Origin of the sequence: Corallococcus sp. 4LFB (assembly GCF_046520365.1) — a bacterium.
GTDB lineage: Bacteria > Myxococcota > Myxococcia > Myxococcales > Myxococcaceae > Corallococcus > Corallococcus caeni.
Window position 1 is genome coordinate 1 of the sequence record NZ_JBKGHJ010000133.1, and the last position, 17,779, is coordinate 17,779.

Consider the following 17,779-nt stretch of genomic DNA (forward strand, 5'->3'; position numbering starts at 1 on the left):
GACGAACGCCTGCTGCAGCTCCGGCCGCGTGGGCAGCGGGGCGGGCAGGGCGCGGCGGTCAATCTTGCCGCTGGGCGTGCGCGGCAGGGCCTCCAGCAGGACGAACGCGGAGGGCACCATGTAGTCCGGCACCCGCGTGGACAGGTGGCGCCGCAGCGTCCCGGCCGCGTGCTCCAGCGTGCCGTCCGGGACGACGTAGGCGACCAGCCGCTTGTCGCCGGGCACGTCCTCGCGCGCCACCACCGCCACCTGCTTCACCGCCGGGTGGCCGCCGAGCGCGACCTCAATCTCGCCCAGCTCGATGCGGTAGCCGCGCACCTTCACCTGGCCGTCGATGCGGCCCAGGAACTCCAGCGTGCCGTCCGGCAGCACGCGCGCCAGGTCGCCCGTCTTGTACGCGCGCTCGCCGGTGCCGGGCTTGAGCGGGTGCGGCACGAAGCGCTCCGCCGTCAGCGCCTCGCGGTGCAGATAGCCCCGCGCCAGGCACACGCCCGCGAGGTACAGCTCGCCGGACTCCCCGGGCGGCACGGGCTTCTTCTGTTCGTCCAGCACCCAGAGCTCGCAGCCGTCCACCGCCTTGCCAATGGGCGGCAGCGCGGGCCACGCGTCCGGGGGGCCCCGGAGCACGTAGCTGGAGACGACGTGCGTCTCCGACGGGCCATAGTGGTTGTGCAGCGCGCAGCCCGGCAGCGCGGCGAAGAACGCGCGCAGGTGGTGCGTCACCTGGAGCTGCTCGCCCGCGGTGACGACCTCGCGCAGGGACGGCGGCACCTGCTGGTGCGAGGTGGCGATCTCCGCCACGCTCTGCAGCGCGATGAAGGGCAGGAACAGCCGCTCCACGCGCTCCTCCGCCAGCAGCCGCAGCAGCAGCACGGCGTCCAGCCGCAGCGCGTCCCGCACCAGCACCAGCGTCCCGCCGGAGCACCAGGTGCCGAACAGCTCCTGGAACGACACGTCGAAGGACAGCGGGGAGAACTGCAGCGTGCGCGTGCCCGGCCCCGCGATGGACTGGCCCCGCTGCCACGCGATGAGGTTGGCGAGCGGCCGGTGTCCCATGGCCACGCCCTTGGGCGTCCCCGTGGAGCCCGACGTGTAGATGGCGTAGGCCAGCCCCTCCAGGCTCGACGCGTCCACCGCCGAGGCCGGGGCGTCGGAGGCGAAGAGGGCAGGGGCTTCATCCAGGCACAGCACCGGACCCGCGAAGGCGGGCAGGCCCGCGCGCAGCCCCGCCTGGGTGAGCAGCACCGGCGCCTTCGCGTCCTCCAGCATGAAGGCCAGACGCGGCGCGGGATAGGCCGGGTCCAATGGCAGATACGCGCCGCCCGCCTTGAGCACGGCCAGCACCGCCACCACCATCTCCACCGACCGCTCCAGGCACACGCCGACGAGCACGTCCGTGGTGACGCCCAGGCTCCGCAGGTGGTGCGCGAGCTGGTTGGAGCGACGGTCCAGCGCCGCGTACGTCAGCCCCGCCCCCTCGAACCGGACCGCCTCCGCGTCAGGCGTCCGGGACGCTTGCGCGGTGAAACGCGCCACCACTGTCTGCATGAGCGCTGCGTCCACGGACATATCCCCCAGGGCCATCCGACCTTCTGGTCCCGAACTTTTGAAATGGAAGAGGATGGGAAGGTCGGACCTGCCCAGCCCCTGAGCATGCCATGTCTGGAAAGGAATGATCGCGCCCGGGCAGATTCCCTACCGCCGGGCGGCCCCTTGGCCGCTCTCTCTTCTTCGCATTCAGAGAAAGCGCGAAAAGAAGGCCAGCACCCGGCGCGGATATTCTTCCGGCGCGGCCTGGAGGTAGCTCTCGTGCCCCGCCCCCGGGACGCGCCACTTCTCCCAGGGGCCTTGACCCTGACGCAGCAGGTGCTCCAGCGCGGCGTCCGGCACCCAGGGGTCCCTCGCGCCGGCCACCAGCAGGACGGGGCGGCCCGCCAGCGCGGCCATGTCCCGCGCGGGCTGCACGGCGTTCACGTCCACGCCCGCGCGCTTCATCACCCCCAGCGCCGGCCACAGGCCCAGGGGGCCCCAGTGCCCCAATTCATCCTGGAGCGCCTGCGCGGGAGCGACGGCCGCGGCCTCCACCACCACGGCCTTGAGGCGCGGATCCTCCGCTGCGGCCTTCAGGACGGAATAGCCCCCCAGCGAGAACCCGAGCGCGCCGATGCGCTTCGCGTCCACCTCCGGCTGGCGCGTGGCGAAGTCCACCGCCGCCCGCACCTGGGCCGCCTCGCGGTCCCCGTAGGTGGAGACCGTCCCGTCACTCTCCCCATGGGCGCCCAGGTCGAAGAGCACCAGCCCGTACCCGGCCCGCGCCAGGAACCGGGCCTCGGGCAGCAGCTGCGTGCGGTTGCCTGACAGGCCATGGACCAGGACGACGAGCGCCCCGTCGCGCGGCGGCAGGTACCAGCCCTTGAGCTGGAGGCCGTCGCGGTCCTGGAACGCCACGTCCCGCAGCCCGGCGAGCTCCGCTTCCCGCGGAGGGCTCCCCACCGGCTGCCGGGGCGGGTGCACCTCCTGGGAGATGTAGCGCGCGCTGCGCACCGCGACCCAGGCCGCCATCGCCAGCAGGGCCACGCCCCCCAGCACCAGCCCGGCGACGAGCGGACGCTTCACGCGGACTCCCGCGCCACCCACGCGTCGATCTTCGCCTCCAGCACGTCCAGCGGCAGCGAGCCCGTCAGCAGCACCTGATCATGGAAGGCCTTCACGTCGAAGCGCTGGCCCAGCCGGGCCTCCGCCCGGTCGCGCAGGGCGCGGATCCGCAGCTGGCCGACCTTGTAGCCCAGGGCCTGGCCCGGCCACGCGATGTAGCGGTCCACCTCGTTGGTGATGTCCAGCTCCTGGCGCGGCGCGTTCTCCATGAAGAAGTCCAGCGCCTGCTTCCGCGTCCACCGCTTCGCGTGCAGGCCGGTGTCCACCACCAGCCGCACCGCGCGCCACATCTCGTAGGCGAGCTGGCCGAACTTGTCGTACGGGTCGTCGTAGAGGCCCAGCTCGTCGCCCAGCGACTCGGCGTAGAGCGCCCAGCCCTCGTCGAAGGCCACGTAGGACGTGAAGCGGCGGAAGTCCGGCACGTCGGGCTGCTCGGAGGCCAGGGCCAGCGCGAGGTGGTGGCCGGGCATGGCCTCGTGCAGCGTCAGGGGCACCATCTCCCAGACGGGCCGCGTCTCCGGCCGGTAGAGGTTCACCTGGAAGGTGCCCGGGCGCGAGCCGTCCGCGGAGGCCGGGAAGTAGATGGCCGTCGTCACGTCCGGGGCCATGGCCTCCGGGATGGGTTCGACGACGTAGGACTTCTTGGGCATCGTCCGGAACAGCCGGGGGAGCAGCGGGTCGATGCGCTTCGTCAGCGCCCGGTAGCGCGCGAGCAGCGACTCACCCGTGGGCTCGTAGAAGCGCACCTCCGTGCGCAGCTTCTCGAAGAAGGCCTGCCGCGTGCCGGTGAAGCCCGTGCGGGCCATCACCGCGTCCAGCTCCGCGCGCAGCCGCTTCACCTCCGAGAGCCCCATCGCGTGGATCTCCTCGGGCGTCAGCCGCGTCGTCGTGTGCCGGCGCACGAGCACCGCGTACATGGCCTCGCCGTCCGGGAACTGCCACACGCCCACCGTCTCCGGGGCGGCGGGCAGGTACTCCGTGGTGACGAAGTCCAGCGCGCGCTTCAACGCGGGCACCACGGTGTTCGCGATGGCGTCACGGCCCGCCTGCTGGAGCCTCCGCGCGTCCTCCGCCGGGATGTCACTGGGCATGCGGGTGAAGGGGCCGTAGAAGCCGCTCTGCGTCGGGTCCTTCACCACCTGCCGCTCCAGCTGCGGCGGGATGCGCTGGAGCACGATGCGCGGGTGGATGCGGTGCTGGCGCATGCCCTCGCGCATCAGCGCCACCACTTGATCCGCGTAGGCGCCGAAGCCCTCCAGCCGCTTCACCCAGTCCTCGTAGTCCCGCACCGTCTCGAAGCGCAGGGTGTCCGCCAGCTGGTACGCCGTCTGGAGCCCCGGCGGCTGCTTGAGCCCCTCCGGCAGGCCGCCCAGCTGGTTGAGGGGCAGGAGGTGCGCCTTCACCCCGTACTCTTCAATCCACGTCTCGTGCATCCGGCGGAAGAGGTCCAGGTGCAGCCGGTCCGCGTCGCTGTCCAGCGCGGCGCGGTCCACGTCCTGGAGCCGGCGCAGCACGTCGTGGCTGTGCCGGTGGTCCGCCTCCAGCGCGGCGAGGCTCAGGTCGTCCCACCTGTCATTCCAGCGCCGGTCCCCCAGCAGCGACGCATAGGTGGGGTACTGCTGGAGGGAGTACTGCCACTCCGCTTCCAGCAGGGCGTGCAGGGAAGCGGACATGGCGCCGCGCCGGGGGACGGACTCGGATGACATGGACGGACTCCGGAGTGGGAACCGCGACTAGACGAACAGCGTGGGATCGAACTCGTCCACGTTGACCGGCAGCAGCCGGGGCAGGGGACGCTGGAAGACGCGGGCGTTGAGCTCCAGGTCCACGACCTTCAGGCCCAGCGGGGTGAGCTCGCGGAAGCGCTGGCTCACGTACTCGCGCAGGCCCAGCACGGCGACCTGGCGCTTCTCCTCCAGCAGGGGCTTGAGCGCCTCCGCGAAGTCCGCGCCGTCGTGGCTGGCCAGGCCCACCGCCGCGCCCGGGCGCTGGGTGCGGATGTTCTCCAGCAGCTTGAGGATGCCCAGGTCCACGACCTTCTGGTCCGGCCGGCCGTGCAGCAGCGCCACCTCACAGCCCGCGGACTTCAGCGCGCGCACGAAGCCAATCATCGCGTCCGGCAGCTGCTCTCCGCGTGCGTTGAGCACCACCACGCAGCGCACGGGCTTGGGGAAGTAGGTGTCGCAGAAGGCGACGAGCCGGTCGAACTGCACCCGGTCCTGGGGCTCGGGCTTGCGCCCGACGATGTTGGAGACGGCCCAGTCGACATTCTCGGCGTCGATGAGGACGTAGGATGCGGCGGCGGGTCGGGTGGATTGCATGGCGGGGACAATACGCGGGCTGCTGGCCGTTGTGGGTTTTCATCGACCCACGCGAATCCGTTGGAACTCCTCCAACAGCAGCTCCGACACGCGCCGCACGCGGGGAATGTCCAGCGCGGACCTCGCGCACACGAGGTGCGTCTGGCTCCGGGCGAACGGGCCCAGGTCCAGCTCCAGGGGGACGAGCTGCGTCGGGCGGGTGAAGCGGTGCGCCATGCGCGCCATCACCATCGCGCCCAGGCCGGCCTCCGCCGCCGCGAGCATCACCAGGTAGCTGTCCGCCGTGAAGGACGGGCTGAAGCCGGGGATCATCGACTCCAGCTGGGGGTTGGGCGGGACGGCCTCGAAGGGCGGCGCCCAGGCCACCCAGGGCAGCTCTTGGAGCGTCACCTTCCTTGGCAGCCGGGCCTTGAGGGCCCTGGACACGAAGACGCTGTTGGGGACCTCCAGCGTGTCCACGAGCTTGAGGTCCGCGCTGGCGGGAGGCCGTCCGCGCAGCGCGAGGTCCGCCTCGCCGCGCCCCAGGTCCAGGTATTGAATCTGCGACTGCACCTCCAGGCGCAGGCCCGGGTGCTTCCGCGCCACGAAGGCGGCGAAGGGGGCCATGAAGTCGAAGCTCAGGTAGGGCGTGGCCGTCACGCGCACGATGCCCCGGGGGGAGCTGTCCGCGGACTCCGCCGCGCGGTGCAGCTCCCCGGCCCACTCCGCCATCTTCTTCGCGGGCACCAGCAGCCGCTCCCCCGCGGACGTGAGCGCCGCGCCGTCCACGCTCCGGCGGAACAGCGCCGAGCCCACCGCGTACTCCAGCGCCGCCAGCCGCCGGCTCACCGTGGGCTGGCCAATGCGCAGCCGCCGCGCGGCCGCGCTGAAGCTGCCCGTCTCCGCGATGGCGAGGAACAGCCGGGTGTCGTCCCAGGAGATATCCATGAATGGATGGCATCATGCAGTTTTCGCCAATTTCCATCCACGGGCGCATTCCGCATCCTGCCGCCTGTCCCGAACGCCCGATGCCTCGGGTGCTGCCCCGGGTCCGGCAAGAACAACGAGGAGTCCCCGCCATGAAGTCGTCGCTGCTCGCGCTCTGTCTGTCCGTCGTGGGTTTCACCACCGGCTGCGCCACGTCCTCCCACGGCGTCCAGAAGTCCGCGCTCGGCGTGACGCGGCCCGCGGACGCGCTGCTCGCGCAGCTGGACGTGCCGGGCCCGGTGGAGCTGGAGACCGTGACGTCGTGCGACTGGGCCGTGGCGCGCGGCGGCCTCATCAACCTGGACCACCCCACGGCGAAGGCGGCGCACCTGGAGGACGGGGACGAGCCCGCGCAGGTCTTCTTCCACGCGCTGCGCCACCCGACGCGAGGGCTGTACATCGTGGACACCGGGGTGGAGACGGCGCTGCGGGACGCGCCGGAGCGCTCGGCGATGCGCGGCATGGTGGCCAGCGCGATGCACATGGAGAAGATGACGGTGCTGGTGCCGCTGGGCGAGTGGCTGGCGAAGCAGCCCCAGCCGCTCGCCGGGGTCTTCCTCACGCACCTGCACCCGGACCACATCACCGGCATGGCGGACGCGCCGGCGGGGACGCCCGTCTTCACCGGCCCGGGCGAGGCGGGCAGCCGCGCCTTCGTGAACCTGGTGGTGCAGGGCGCCACGGACCGCGCGCTGGAGGGCAAGCCGGCGCTGTCGGAGTGGAACTACACGGCCGACCCGAAGGGCCTCTTCGACGGCGCGGTGGACGTCTTCGGGGACGCGTCCGTGTGGGCGCTCTGGGTGCCGGGGCACACGCCGGGCAGCACCGCGTACCTCGTGCGCTCCACGAAGGGGCCGGTGCTGCTGCTGGGCGACGCCAGCCACACGCGCTGGGGCTGGGAGCACGACGTGGAGCCGGGCACCTTCACGCAGGACGGGCCCCGGAGCGTGGAGAGCTTCAAGAAGCTGCGCGCGTTCGTCGCCGCCCACCCGGAGGTGCAGGTGCGCTTCGGCCACCAGCACTGAGGCCCTCCAGGCCTCCGCGGAACGCACGGCGGTACGCGAGGGGGCTGGTGGCGACGAAGCGCTGGAAGTGTTCGCGGAAGGTGGTGACCGAGCCGAAGCCCACCTTCTGCGCGATGGCCTCCACGGACTGGCCGGTGGTCTCCAGCAGGTGTTGCGCGCGGCGCACGCGGGCGTGGAGGAGCCACTGGAGGGGCGTGGTGCCGGTCTGTTCCCGGAAGTGGCGGCTCAGGGTTCGCTCGCTCATGGCGGCCTTCCGGGCGAGGGACTGGAGCGTGAGGGGCCGGTGCAGGTGGTCCTCCATCCAGTGCAGGAGCGGCTCCAGCGACGCGCCTTCGGGAGCGGGGGGCACGTGGGTGATGAACTGGGACTGGCCGCCGTCCCGCTCCAGCGGCATCACGGCCAGCCGCGCCGCGTCCGCCGCCACCGCGTCGCCGTGGTCGCGCCGCACCACGTGCAGGCAGAGGTCCAGCCCCGCCGCCGCGCCCGCGGAGGTGAGGAGCTGGCCGTTGTCGACGTAGAGGACGTTCGGATCCACCTGGATGGCGGGGTGGCGCCGGGCCAGCTCCTCCGTGGCCATCCAGTGCGTGGTCGCGCGCAGCCCGTCGAGCAGCCCCGTCGCGGCCAGCAGGAACGCCCCGGTGCAGATGGACGCGATGCGCGTGCCCCGGCCCGCCGCCGCGCGGAGCGCCTTCAGGAGCGCGGGAGGGACGGGCGCGGAGAGGTCCATGATGCCGGGCAGGAAGATGGTGTCCGCGCGCGCCAGTGAGCCCAGGCCATGGTGGGTCTTCACCCGGAACGCGCCCGCGTGGACCTCCGGGGTCAGGCCGCAGACGCGGACCTGGTAGCCGGGGCCGCCGAAGGGCAGCCGCACGTGGCGGAAGACCTCGGTGGGGATCGAGAGGTCGAAGGGCACCACTCCATCCAGCGCGACGATGGCCACGGTGTGCATGGCGGGAAGATGCCAGGACCGGGGTGTTCCCGCCAGGAGGGGGTGTGGCGGGAAGTCGTCGAAAGATGGCGTTTCCGCCACTCACGGCGCTGGGGGCGCGCATGGCATATGGGCGGGGTGGGTGACGGATGCATGGTGAGGGTGCCGCGTGTTGATCTACCGCTTGCTGCTCCTGCTGAAGTTCGTGGGCGTGGTGCTGTACGGGGGCGGGCTCGTGGGGGCGCTGGCCGCGACGACGTCGCGGGAGCGCAAGCGCGCGGTGCACGCCATCGCGTCGCCGGGGCTGGTGGTGACGTGGACGGCGGGCTACCTGCTCACGCTCCAGTTCCAGCTCGCGTTGACGGAGGCGTGGATATCGGGCGGGCTGGCGCTGTCGCTGGTGTCGCAGCTGGCGCTGGTGGCCATGGCGTCCCGTGAGCGGCGCACGCTAGCGGGCGCGCTGATGGCGGCCGTGCCGTTCTTCCTCGTCCTGGTGTTGATGATCTTCCGGCCGCGCTGGCCCTGGGTGGACACATGAGTGCGCTGCGACAGCTGCGGTGGGTGGCCTTCCTGGAGGGGATGTCCTTCCTGGGGCTGCTCTTCATCGCGATGCCGGTGAAGTACCTGCTGGGGCAGCCCGTGGCGGTGAGGGTCGCCGGAAGCGTCCACGGGCTCCTCTTCCTGCTCTTCGTGTCGTCCCTGTTCCGCGCGGCCTCCGAGCACGGCTGGACGGCGCGCCGTTCGCTCGCGGCGTTCGGCGCGTCGCTGGTGCCGTTCGGGACCTTCGTGCTGGACCGCGCGCTGCGGCGGGAGGAGCGGGGGCAAGCGGGCTGAGGTCACCCAGGGGCGGCTCTACCGCTTGCCGCCCCTGGGATGCGGGGATGCGCTACGGGCGCGCGGCCTCCTGGGTGATGAGCATCAGCGTCAGGGCCGGCTTTGCGCTGGCGCCGGCGGCTTGGAGGTTGGGGGCGGCCGCGCCGGTCAGCTCCACGGTGTAGTTCGCAAAGGCCCGGTCGACGGACTGCGTGATGGCTTCCGGGGAGCTGCCGGAGCCGTCCTTGAGGATCAACTCCAACATGACGAGCCCCAGCGTCGCCCCGCTGAGCCTGGACGCCTGAGCGACCTGCGAGAGGGTCGGGCGACCGACACCCGTGTCCTCGAGCAACCGGTACAGGACCGAGTCCTCCGCATCGACGATGCTCGCACGGTACCGGGTCCAGGCTTGAGTGGTATTGGCGGGGGATTCGAGCAGCTTCGACAGCAGCTCCAAGGCGGCCGCGTCCGCGGTCGGCTGAAGCTCCGAGGCGCCTGCCTGCTGGAGGACGAAATGCACCGCCGCCCCGGTGGCGTGGATCTCCGCGAGGGACGGGTCGAACTGGCAGTCATCGCCGATGCATGCCGCCTTCGCGATCGCCCGGAACACCATGCCCGCGTCGCGCTCCGCCTTCTGGTGCTCGAGCGCCGAGTGCATGGGGAGGGCGGCGTCCCGCGCGACGAAGAAGTCCGCGTAGGCCTTCTCCGGGGAGGGCGTCCCTGAATCCAGCGCGAGGTCCAACGCGGCGACTGCTTCCCGGGGGGCGCCCAGCAGCTCGGCCCTGGTGACGTACTCGAAGTCCGGCTTCGCGTAGGAGCGGAGACGCGCCTGCTGTGCCGCGCGCACCGCCACGCCGAGCGTCCGCAGCGCCCCCTGAATATCGCCGGACTTCCGGACCGCCTGGGCCCGGCTCGCGGTGAGTCGCAGGCGCAGGTCCACCGTGTCCACGATCCCCGGCGCGGTACCGTCGCGGACCATCTGGGTGTAGACGTCCGCTTCGAGCGCGGTCTCCGGGGTCATGGGCGGCGCCGTGCGCACGTCCTGGCCGGGGGCGGGCTCCGTGGAATCCAGGAGGGCGGAAGCCCGTGTCCCTCCACCGTTGTTCACCGCCTCGAGGATGACGCGGACGTAGGGCTGATCCAGCTCCAGGCGGTACGTGCCCTGTTCGTCCACGTCCGCCTCGGCGAGCACCTTCGCCTGGCCGTCGGCTTCCAGGATGCTGGCCCGGACCCGGAGCTCCTGACCCACCGGACCGCCGCTGAGGGTGACGCGTCCCCGGACCTCGACGTCATCTCCGGCGCGACAGGCGAACAGCATTCCGCACACCAAACCAACCCGAACCACATTCCCAACGTTGCGCATCCGCATTCGTGGCCACCCCAGGGACGCTCCGGCCAGCGACCCGAGGGGCCTCTTCTAAGAGGAGGCGAAGGAAAGCGAAACCCGTGGTCCAGATGGTTGCCTAGCGCAACGAAAAGGAACCCTCGGAGATGATCAGCAGCTCCACGCCGGTGTTCGTCCTGGCGCCAAATCCCGTCAGGCTGGCCGTGGCGCCGCCTCGCACCGCGGCGTCATAGGTGGTGAAGGCGCTGACCACCGCCTCCGACAGCACCGTGGCCGAAGCCTTGCCGGACTGCTCCAGCACCGTGCCCAGCGTGGCGTCGAGCGTCGCGCCCGCCTGCGCTCCCACGTTCACCGCGGAGTCGAAGGCGAGCTGGTTGCTGCTCGTGACCCCCAGGTACGCGCCCATCACGGACGCGCTGCCGCTGGTGGTGAGCTGCGCGTTGTAGTTCGTCCAGGCCGTCGCGGCGGCACTGGCCGACGTGGCGCTGGAGAGGTTCGCGCGCAGCGCCGTGGCCGCGGTGTTCGCCTGGGCCAGTACCGTGTCGGTGGCGCTGGCGCCCTGGAGCAGGGCCTTCACGGCGGCTCGTGGCGCGCGCCTCCAGCGCGGCGGCGGCCCGCACCGACGCGTCCACGACCGCGATCCCGCGCCAGTGGACAGCCGCGCCTCCACCGCCATGCGGTAGGCCACGCTGGCCTCGCGCTCCGCCTGCTGGTCCTGCGCGTCGTTCGCTGGGGCGTGGCCGCGCGCAGCTCCGCGAAGAACGCGTCATACGCCTCCACCGCCTGCCCCCCGCGTCCAGCGCGGCGTCCAGCTTCGCCGCCGCGCCCAGCGACGCGCTGAAGGAGCTGCTCCTGCGTGACGACCACACCCGCGCGGGCATAGGCCTTGATCCGGGTCGCCTGCGCCGCGCGCACCGCCGCGCCCAGCGCCTCCACCGACTCCGTCGCCGTCTCCTTGAGCTGGCCGCGCACCGCCGTCGCCTGCTCCACGTTCAGCCGCGTGCGCAGGTCCACCGTGTCCACGCTGTCCGGCGCGTCGCCCTCCCGCACCATCTGGACGTAGACCTCCGCCTCCAGCGACGACTCGCTGGTGATGGGCGGCGCCGTGCGCACCTCCTGTCCGGACAGCGGCGACGTGGAGTCCAGCAGCGCGGAGCCCACCGTGAGGCCGGACTTGTTCACCGCCTCGATGACCAGCCGCTGCCCCGCGTCCTCCAGCTCCAGCGTGTAGCTGCCATCCGCCGCGACGTCGGCCTCGGCCAGCGTCGTCAGGTCACCCGCCGCCAGCACGCGGCTGATCCGCACCGTGGTGGTGGCCGACGCCGTCCCGTCTCCCCCCAGCGCGGGCGCGCCGTCAACGAGCCCCTGCGACTGCTGACCGCCGCCGTTGGTCACGTGTCCCCGGACCTGCACCTTGTCGCCACCACAGGCGGCAAGCCACAGACCGACGACTGCACCCAGCACCACTTCACCCGCGCGACGCGTCCGCATGTGTCGAGAACCCCCGCCGGGCGCAAACCCGCCTCGGCATTGGAGGGGGAATACACCCAGGGGTGACGCGGGATGCAAGCAGCCGTGCGTGCTGCCATCCCAGGCCGCCGTCAGCTCAGCTTTTCGAGCAGGCTCCGGAGCTCCGCCTGCTCCGCCGCGCTCAGCCGGCCGAGCCGCGCGCCGAACGCGTCCGACAGCAGCGCCAGGCCCCGCGACGTCACCTTGCGCCCGGCGGGAGTCACCTGCAGCCGGTGCCGGCGGAGGTCCGTGGCGTCGAGCTCCCGGCGCAGGAAGCCCGCCGCCTCCAGCCGCTTCACGTACACCGTCACCGTCGGCTTGGGCATGCTCAGGGTCACCGCCAGCTCCGCCGGGTAGGGGTGCTCCTCCACCTGCGACAGCACGAACAGCTCCTTCACGTCCAACCCCAGCTCGGAGATGTCGGCGGAGACACCGGCGATGACCGACATCAGCAGCTTGTAGTTCAGCGACCAGATCTTCGCCGCGTCGATCTTCGACATGAGCCCTTGCGCGGAAATTGGTACAAAATTAAATCAGTTCAAGGCTGAACCAGTTCGGCCTCCCCGAAACGGTAGCACATCCCCAGGAGCCCCCATGTCTCTGGACCACTATGTGACGCTCGGCCGCTCAGGCCTCCGCGTGAGCCCGCTGTGCCTTGGTGCGATGACGTTCGGTGAAGACCTCGGCTGGGGCACCAGCGTGGAGGAGTCCGAGCGGATCATCGACCGCTTCATCGAGCTGGGCGGCAACTTCATCGACACCGCGAACTTCTACACGAAGAGCCATTCCGAGAAGATCATCGGCGACCACGTCGGGCGGCACGCGGCCCGGCGCGACCGCCTGGTCATCGCCACGAAGTTCAGCGGGAACCTCTACCCCGGGGATCCGAACGGGGGCGGCTCCGGCCGCAAGTCCATCATCTCGGCCTGCGAGAACTCGCTCCGCCGCCTGCAGACCGACTACATCGACCTCTACTGGCTGCACAACTGGGACAAGCACACGCCCATCGACGAGACGATGGCCGCGCTCGAGGATCTCGTCCGCGCCGGCAAGGTCCGCTACCTCGGCGTCTCCGACACGCCGGCGTGGAAGGTCGTCGAAGCGAACGTCACCGCGCGCTTCCGGGGCTGGTCGGCCTTCATCGGGTTGCAGATTGAGTACTCGCTGCTCGAGCGCAGCGTGGAGCAGGAGCTCGTGCCCATGGCCCTGGAGCACGGGCTGGGCATCACCCCCTGGTCGCCGCTCAAGAGCGGCGCGCTCAGCGGCAAGTACACCCGCGCGAACGCGGGCCAGCTGAAGGGCGACCGGGGCGTCTTCCTCGAGCCCTACCTGAACGAGAAGACCTACTCCGTCGTCGACGCGCTGGAGGCCATCGCCCGCGCGCATGAGAGCACCCCGGCGCGCGTGGCGCTGGCCTGGGTCATGGCGAAGCCGGGCGTGGGCTCCACCATCATCGGCGCGCGCCGGCTCTCGCAGCTCGAGGACAACCTGAAGGCCGCCGACGTGAAGCTCACGGCCGGGGAGCTGAACCGGCTGGACGAGCTCACGAAGCCCACGTTCGGGTTCCCGCAGACCATGGAGCCCATGTTCCCCTCCATCCACAACGGCGGGACCTCGGTGAACGGCATCCAGATGCCGGCCTCTCCCTTCGGCGTGCAGAAGGGCGACAAGGTCTACTGACCGTCCACCGGGGCGGGGGTGGAGGCGCTGCTCGCGGAGCTGAAGGAGCCGCGGACCCGCTGCGGGCCCGCGGCCTTCGTCCGTCACGCGGCCTTCACGTCAGTCCGCCAGCATGAAGCCGACCTTGTACCTGCGGGCCTGCGCCGGGAAGCCGCGCGCCACCGCGTCCGCCACGTAGCCGGCGAGGTTGGGGAACACGTAGTCGCGTTCCGCGGCGGTGTTCAGGCCCAGCCACGAGGCCAGCGTCCAGCCGTACTGCTCCACCGTGAGCGTGGGAATCCAGCGGCCCCGCTCGTCCGTGGAGCCGTCCAGCGAACCCGACAGGTCCAGGCTGGGGAAGGTGCCGTAGAGCGCCTTGCCCGCGACGCGGTTGCCCAGGACGATGGCGTGGCCTCCCCAGGCGTGGTCCGTGCCGCTGTCGCCGTTCTCCAGCAGCGTCCGGTTGAAGTCGCTCATGGTGAAGAGCGTGGCCTGCGGCGCGTTGGACCCGAACGCGGCCTGCGTCTCCAGCAGCGTCACCGCCTGCTGGAAGGCGTCGAGCGCGAAGTCCAGCTGCGCCAGGAGCTTCGGCTGGTCCACGTCCTCGTCATGGTGCGTGTCGAAGGAGCCGAAGCCCACGGAGAACACCTGGCGCTTGAGGCCCAGGCCCGCGTTGCTCACCGGCATCGCGCCCGCCACCAGGTCGCGCACCACCTGGTAGAGCTGCGTGTGCAGCGTCCACTTCGCGGTGTCCTCCGGCGGCAGCGTGGGTACGAAGTAGCCGTCGATGGCGTCGCGGGTGGCCTGGGGCAGTTGCGCCCACGCCGCGTCGCGCGCGGCGGCGCGGGCGGAGGCGAAGGTCTGCGCCGTGGTGAACACGCCCGCGGAGGCCGTCTCCAGCACGTTGCCGTCCTGCACCGTCATCACGTCCGCCAGCGCCGCCTGCTGGAGCAGGTCGAAGTCCGACGGCGGGGTGGTGACGGCGCGGAACGCGAGCGTGCCGTCCGGCGCCACCACCATGGGCTTGCGCTCCACGCCCGCGCAGAAGTGCGGCTTGCCTCCGAACGACGTCACCTCCGGGTAGTCCGGCGGCGTGCTGGTGTTGAGCACGTGGAGCTTGTCCGCCGCGCGGCCGCCCCAGCCCGTGACCTTGACGTCGGCGGTGACGGTGCTGGCGCCGGGGTTGGCCAGCGCGCTCGCCCAGGCGTCCTGCTGGTCGCTGTGGGAGAAGAGGTTCTCCGGCACGGCCGTCCCGCCCGCCAGGTAGTCCGCCTTGGTCAGCGGGAGCACCAGCGGCCCCACGTTGCACACGAACGCGGCGCGCCCCGCCTCGAAGTGCGCGCGCAGCTTCGACAGCGTCCTGGGCAGGGCGAAGGACCCGGCGGCCAGGCCCGTGGGGTTGATGAGCTCCAGCTGGTCCGCCTTCAGCCCGATGGTGGGCCGGGCGGCCAGGTACTGCGCGTAGGCGTTCGTCTCCCGCGGGATGAGGATGTTGTTGCTGTCGTTGCCTCCCAGCAGGAAGACGCAGACGGCGACGCGGCTGCCGGAGTAGCCGTTGAGGGTGGCGGCGTGGGCGTTGCCCACCCAGCGGGGGAGGGCGGCGGCGGCGGCCAGGAAGCCCAGGCCGTGCGTGGCGCGCCGGAGGAACTGGCGACGGGTGGTGGTCATGGGGGTCACCGCTGGATCTGGAAGGAGGGGGAGAGCAACGTCAGGTAGAGCCCGAGCTTCTTCTTGCGGAGGGCGGAGTTCGCCCGGCTGTCACCCATGGCCGTCAGCAGCTTCTGCTCCAGCTCCGGCGCCATCGTGCCGTGCAGCCAGTAGCGGCCCAGGTACGTGACCAGGTCCGCGTGGGTGGCGGGCAGCAGGTCGTAGTCCACGGTGATGCCCGCGTTGGCGGCGGCGCCCGAGTAGAGGAACTCGTGGAGGAAGTTGGCGCGCGCGGTGATGGTGGCCGTGTCCAGGATGGCGAACTCCGGCCCCACCAGGCCGTCCGCGCCCGGCAGCGGCGCGTTGGGCGGGTAGAAGCTGAAGACGGAGGGCGGGCGGCTCACCCACTGGTTCATCGACCGGCTCCAGTTGCTCAGCTTCAGCCCCGGGTCCTTGGTGGCCGTGTCCAGCGTGGGGTCCAGCCAGCGGACCACGCTGGTGACGAACAGCGCGGGCGGGCGCAGGTGGCCGAAGCCGGGCCGCAGGTTGACGGGCGGCTGGGCGCCGCGCGCCTCGTCGTCCTCCAGGATGGCGCGCACCACCGCCTGGAGGTTGCCGCGCGCGCCGGTGCCGTCGTTCTTGAAGACGGTGGCGACACGCCGGACGTAGCCGGGCGTCGGGTTGCTCGTCACCAGGTGCTGGATGAGCTGCTTGCTGATGAAGGGCGGGACGTTGGGGTCGTTGAAGACGTTGTTCAGGGCCTGCGTCAGGTGCGTGGTGATGCTCCCGCCCGCGGCCGTGAAGACGCCCCGCAGCAGCTCCTGGCGGCTCGTGTCGTGGTTGTCGTTGCAGGGCATCAACGGGTTCTTGTAGTCGGGCGTGTTGATGGCGGCGCCCCTGGCCGGACAGGCGGTGGCGTTCCACGTCCAGCCGGACAGGGCGTGCGCGAAGGCCTTCACCTGCTCCTCGCTGTACGCGCGCTGCCGGTTGCCGTTGGCGTCCAGCGCCGGGGTGCCGTCCAGGTTCAGCTTGTCCGTGCCCAGGGTGAAGAGCTGGAGCATCTCCCGCGCGTAGTTCTCGTTCGGGTCAATGGGGTTGCCCTGCGAGTCGAAGGCGCGGTTGTTCGCCATGTCCAGGTAGCGGCCCATGGCGGGGTTCTTCGTCACGGCCTCCAGCAGCACGCGGAAGTCGCCGAAGGCATGCTGCGACAGCAGGTTCATGTACCCCGCGACGCCCACCTTGCCGTCCACGTACGGCGTCCTCGCGGAGTCCGGGATGCCGTTCTGGGAGACGACGAAGATCTGGCCGAGCGCGAACGCCACGCGCTGGCGGAGCTGGTCCTCCCCCGTCACCGCGCGCTGGAAGAACTGCGAGCCCAGGTCCTGCGCGCTCTCCCCGTCGAACGGCGCCGCGGGCTGGAGCGCGAACTGCTCCGTGAGCGACTGGGGGATGCCCACCGCCATCACGTGCTCCACGGTGCCCACGGGCGCGGGGGCCACGCCGCGCGCGAGCTTCGGGCCGAAGGACGACTGCTCCAGGAAGCGGATGCTGTTCGCTTCGCTGGGCGTCTCCAGGGGCTCCACGGCCTGCTCGGCACGGCCCAGGACTTCCTGCTCAGGGGGAGGAGACTCTGCTGCGGAGGGCCCGTCGGCCTGTGTGCAGGATGTGGCGCACAGGACGAGGGCCAGGGCGGCGCGACGAAGCATCCGGTTGCTCCTGGTGACTGCGGGGGGGCGACCCCGGAAACGCCGGGGCCGCGACGTCGCAAAGATTCTAGGAGATAGGTGAATTCAATTAAAGCGGGCTTTTCTGGTAGTGCCGCGACCATGGGACGCCGGAGGTTTTCCGTGCGGGGCCGGGGCGCCGGGGGCCGGGTGGTGTAGAGAGGACCGGGTGAGTCGTTCCCCGGTCCCCGCGTTCCCCGTCGCCACGGCCGCCTTCCAGGGCGTGACGCTGGCCTTCTTCGCCGGCTGCGCCGCGTGCTCGTGCGCGAGCTGCGCGAGCTGGGAGGTCGTCCCGGGATGATGGCGCTGGGCGTGGCGGTGGCCTCGGGCGGACTGGCGCTCGTGGCGCTGGGCGCGCTCGTGGGGCTGTCGCGCGGCGGGAGGCTGGTGGCGCTGCGCTCGCGCGCGGAGATGGGCACCTATGCGCTGGTGCTCGCGACCATGGGCGTGCTGGCGCTGGTGGGGCTGCGGCTGCTCACCTCGGAGGGCCGGCCCGCGCTCGCCACGTTCTGCCTGGGCGTGGCTGGGTGGCTCGCGGGCGTGGGGCTGCATGCGGTGCCCGCGCTGTTCCTGGGCCCGCGGGCTTCCTCGACTCGCTGGGGCGGCGCACGCCGTTCTCCCGGCTGGAGTGGTTCTCCTTCCAGCGGGAGCAGGGGGACCTGCCGCGCGTGCGGCTCCAGGCGGGGCAGGGGACGCGGCTGCTGCTGGCCGCGCGGCTCGACAGCTCGGAGGAGGCGGCGGTGCGGGCCGCGCTGCTCGGGGCGGGCCTCACGGTCCGGCGGCGGTAGCGCCTTTCCACGGGTCTCCCCCCACGCCGAAGGCCTCCAGCTGGAAGGACTGGGTGCCGGAGACGCGCACCAGGCCCAGCGCCGGAACGGCCGGGGACCACTGGGCGGTGATGCCTCCCGCGTACGAGTACTCCGTCACGGCCAGCTGCTTCCCGGCGATTGTCTCCGTGCCCTGGCGGAGCAGGTGGGGCTGGCGGTCGGCGCCCGGCTGGTTGAAGGGCGCGGGCGTGTCCGACGGCGGCCGGCCCGGCACCCGCAGGCGCAGGAGCAGGACGCTCTTCGCGCTGAAGCGCTCGCCCTCCACCAGGAAGTCGAAGCCCACGCGCCCGGTGGCGGGCACGTCGAGCTCCAGGAGGACCCACCGGCCGCGCTTGCCCTCGTGGCGTCCCGCGCCGCCCA

Annotated in this window: 19 protein-coding genes; 6 read left to right on the forward strand and 13 right to left on the reverse strand. The window is 71.7% G+C overall.

The features are described from left to right. The 5 genes from ACLEQD_RS16490 to ACLEQD_RS16510 form a co-directional block, all read right to left on the reverse strand. Window positions 1-1,584 (reverse strand): amino acid adenylation domain-containing protein (locus ACLEQD_RS16490; RefSeq protein WP_410385114.1); only part of this gene is annotated, 1,584 nt, incomplete at its 3' end. 153 nt (window positions 1,585-1,737) lie between these two features. Beyond that, window positions 1,738-2,616 carry an alpha/beta hydrolase gene (locus tag ACLEQD_RS16495; protein WP_410385116.1) on the reverse strand — a complete coding sequence of 293 codons (879 nt, stop codon included), beginning with the start codon at window positions 2,614-2,616 and terminating at the stop codon, window positions 1,738-1,740. Then, window positions 2,613-4,361: a DUF885 domain-containing protein gene (locus ACLEQD_RS16500; protein WP_410385118.1), complete on the reverse strand. Its 1,749-nt coding sequence runs from the start codon at window positions 4,359-4,361 to the stop codon at window positions 2,613-2,615. Before ACLEQD_RS16500 ends, ACLEQD_RS16495 begins: the two co-directional genes overlap by 4 nt. A gap of 27 nt (window positions 4,362-4,388) precedes the next feature. Then, on the reverse strand, window positions 4,389-4,976 hold the full coding sequence (locus tag ACLEQD_RS16505) for an NYN domain-containing protein (protein WP_410385120.1): 588 nt from the start codon (window positions 4,974-4,976) through the stop codon (window positions 4,389-4,391). A gap of 39 nt (window positions 4,977-5,015) precedes the next feature. Beyond that, on the reverse strand, window positions 5,016-5,903 hold the full coding sequence (locus ACLEQD_RS16510; protein WP_410385122.1) for a LysR family transcriptional regulator: 888 nt from the start codon (window positions 5,901-5,903) through the stop codon (window positions 5,016-5,018). Window positions 5,904-6,034: 131 nt separating this feature from the next. On the opposite strand from ACLEQD_RS16510, the gene ACLEQD_RS16515 reads away from it, so the two are divergent. Next, complete coding sequence (locus tag ACLEQD_RS16515; protein ID WP_410385124.1) at window positions 6,035-6,967, forward strand: MBL fold metallo-hydrolase; 933 nt, start codon at window positions 6,035-6,037, stop codon at window positions 6,965-6,967. On the opposite strand, the gene ACLEQD_RS16520 is transcribed toward ACLEQD_RS16515, so the two are convergent. Continuing rightward, window positions 6,900-7,916 carry a GlxA family transcriptional regulator gene (locus ACLEQD_RS16520; protein WP_410385126.1) on the reverse strand — a complete coding sequence of 339 codons (1,017 nt, stop codon included), beginning with the start codon at window positions 7,914-7,916 and terminating at the stop codon, window positions 6,900-6,902. The genes ACLEQD_RS16515 and ACLEQD_RS16520 overlap by 68 nt on opposite strands. 148 nt (window positions 7,917-8,064) lie before the next feature. On the opposite strand from ACLEQD_RS16520, the gene ACLEQD_RS16525 reads away from it, so the two are divergent. Continuing rightward, the gene (locus tag ACLEQD_RS16525) at window positions 8,065-8,433 is read left to right on the forward strand and encodes a hypothetical protein (RefSeq protein ID WP_410385128.1); all 369 of its coding nucleotides are present in this window, start codon (window positions 8,065-8,067) and stop codon (window positions 8,431-8,433) included. Further along, window positions 8,430-8,729, forward strand: coding sequence for a DUF3817 domain-containing protein (locus tag ACLEQD_RS16530; RefSeq protein WP_410385130.1), 300 nt, complete (start codon window positions 8,430-8,432; stop codon window positions 8,727-8,729). The genes ACLEQD_RS16525 and ACLEQD_RS16530 overlap by 4 nt, the downstream gene beginning before the upstream one ends. A gap of 52 nt (window positions 8,730-8,781) precedes the next feature. On the opposite strand, the gene ACLEQD_RS16535 is transcribed toward ACLEQD_RS16530, so the two are convergent. From ACLEQD_RS16535 to ACLEQD_RS16550, 4 genes are all read right to left on the reverse strand, one after another. Then, window positions 8,782-10,026 carry a hypothetical protein gene (locus tag ACLEQD_RS16535; RefSeq protein WP_410385132.1) on the reverse strand — a complete coding sequence of 415 codons (1,245 nt, stop codon included), beginning with the start codon at window positions 10,024-10,026 and terminating at the stop codon, window positions 8,782-8,784. 145 nt (window positions 10,027-10,171) lie between these two features. Then, the gene (locus ACLEQD_RS16540) at window positions 10,172-10,630 is read right to left on the reverse strand and encodes a hypothetical protein (protein ID WP_410385134.1); all 459 of its coding nucleotides are present in this window, start codon (window positions 10,628-10,630) and stop codon (window positions 10,172-10,174) included. Next, window positions 10,627-11,544 (reverse strand): hypothetical protein, encoded by a 918-nt coding sequence (locus ACLEQD_RS16545; protein WP_410385136.1) that lies wholly within the window; start codon window positions 11,542-11,544, stop codon window positions 10,627-10,629. The genes ACLEQD_RS16540 and ACLEQD_RS16545 overlap by 4 nt, the downstream gene beginning before the upstream one ends. 110 nt (window positions 11,545-11,654) lie before the next feature. Further along, window positions 11,655-12,062: a MarR family winged helix-turn-helix transcriptional regulator gene (locus ACLEQD_RS16550; RefSeq protein WP_410385138.1), complete on the reverse strand. Its 408-nt coding sequence runs from the start codon at window positions 12,060-12,062 to the stop codon at window positions 11,655-11,657. A 94-nt stretch (window positions 12,063-12,156) separates the two neighbouring features. On the opposite strand from ACLEQD_RS16550, the gene ACLEQD_RS16555 reads away from it, so the two are divergent. After that, the gene (locus ACLEQD_RS16555; protein WP_410385139.1) at window positions 12,157-13,242 is read left to right on the forward strand and encodes an aldo/keto reductase; all 1,086 of its coding nucleotides are present in this window, start codon (window positions 12,157-12,159) and stop codon (window positions 13,240-13,242) included. 99 nt (window positions 13,243-13,341) lie between these two features. Here the strand turns inward: ACLEQD_RS16555 and ACLEQD_RS16560 are convergent, their stop codons facing one another. Together ACLEQD_RS16560 and ACLEQD_RS16565 are read right to left on the reverse strand one after the other, a co-directional pair. Continuing rightward, the gene (locus tag ACLEQD_RS16560) at window positions 13,342-14,889 is read right to left on the reverse strand and encodes a DUF1501 domain-containing protein (protein WP_410385140.1); all 1,548 of its coding nucleotides are present in this window, start codon (window positions 14,887-14,889) and stop codon (window positions 13,342-13,344) included. A gap of 5 nt (window positions 14,890-14,894) precedes the next feature. Beyond that, on the reverse strand, window positions 14,895-16,574 hold the full coding sequence (locus tag ACLEQD_RS16565; RefSeq protein WP_410385141.1) for a DUF1800 family protein: 1,680 nt from the start codon (window positions 16,572-16,574) through the stop codon (window positions 14,895-14,897). Window positions 16,575-16,761: 187 nt separating this feature from the next. On the opposite strand from ACLEQD_RS16565, the gene ACLEQD_RS16570 reads away from it, so the two are divergent. Both ACLEQD_RS16570 and ACLEQD_RS16575 read left to right on the forward strand, forming a co-directional pair. Continuing rightward, window positions 16,762-16,893 carry a hypothetical protein gene (locus ACLEQD_RS16570; protein WP_410385143.1) on the forward strand — a complete coding sequence of 44 codons (132 nt, stop codon included), beginning with the start codon at window positions 16,762-16,764 and terminating at the stop codon, window positions 16,891-16,893. 226 nt (window positions 16,894-17,119) lie between these two features. Beyond that, window positions 17,120-17,380 (forward strand): hypothetical protein, encoded by a 261-nt coding sequence (locus tag ACLEQD_RS16575; RefSeq protein WP_410385145.1) that lies wholly within the window; start codon window positions 17,120-17,122, stop codon window positions 17,378-17,380. On the opposite strand, the gene ACLEQD_RS16580 is transcribed toward ACLEQD_RS16575, so the two are convergent. Continuing rightward, on the reverse strand, window positions 17,361-17,779 hold a 419-nt coding region (locus tag ACLEQD_RS16580; RefSeq protein ID WP_410385147.1), incomplete at its 5' end, for a hypothetical protein. The two genes, ACLEQD_RS16575 and ACLEQD_RS16580, sit on opposite strands and share 20 nt — an antisense overlap.